The organism is Saccharicrinis aurantiacus (genome assembly GCF_001660705.2).
GTDB lineage: Bacteria > Bacteroidota > Bacteroidia > Bacteroidales > Marinilabiliaceae > Saccharicrinis > Saccharicrinis aurantiacus.
Map to the genome: position 1 here is coordinate 1 of NZ_LYBV02000010.1, position 506 is coordinate 506.

At 41.5% G+C, this 506-nt stretch carries 1 protein-coding gene; it reads right to left on the reverse strand.

Annotation, left to right across the window (positions count from 1 at the left end):
• Nucleotides 1-506 (reverse strand): glycoside hydrolase family 3 protein (locus tag A8B35_RS05020; protein WP_317041857.1); only part of this gene is annotated, 506 nt, incomplete at both ends.

A 506-nucleotide genomic window follows, 5' to 3' on the forward strand; every position in this document is an offset into this window, starting at 1 on the left:
CCTTAAGATGCGTTACAAAAGCTTCGCTAATCATATCCATATCAATACCAGCATCTAAACTTAATTGTGCAGCCTGCTTGGCATCTTTTGCATATCCGTGAGGAATTAATTCAGTAATAGCCGTATAATCAGTAACCACCATTCCTTTAAACTTCCAACTATCGCGAAGAATATCAGAATACAGGTATTTATTTCCGGTACACGGCACGCCATTTAAATCGTTAAATGCAGTCATAAAAGTACCTACCCCTTCATCAATAGCAGCCTGAAAAGGAGGGAAGTAGGTCTCGTGTAATCTATGCTCCGACATATCGGTAGTATGGTAATCTCTACCAGCTTGTCCTGCACCATAGGCAATAAAGTGCTTGGCACAGGCAATAAGCGTATTGTTATCGCTTAGGTCGTTGTAATCAGAAATACCCTGAAAACCTCTTACTCTGGCACGTGCCACAAGAGAACCTAAATATACATCTTCACCTGCACCTTCAATTACTCTACCCCAACGC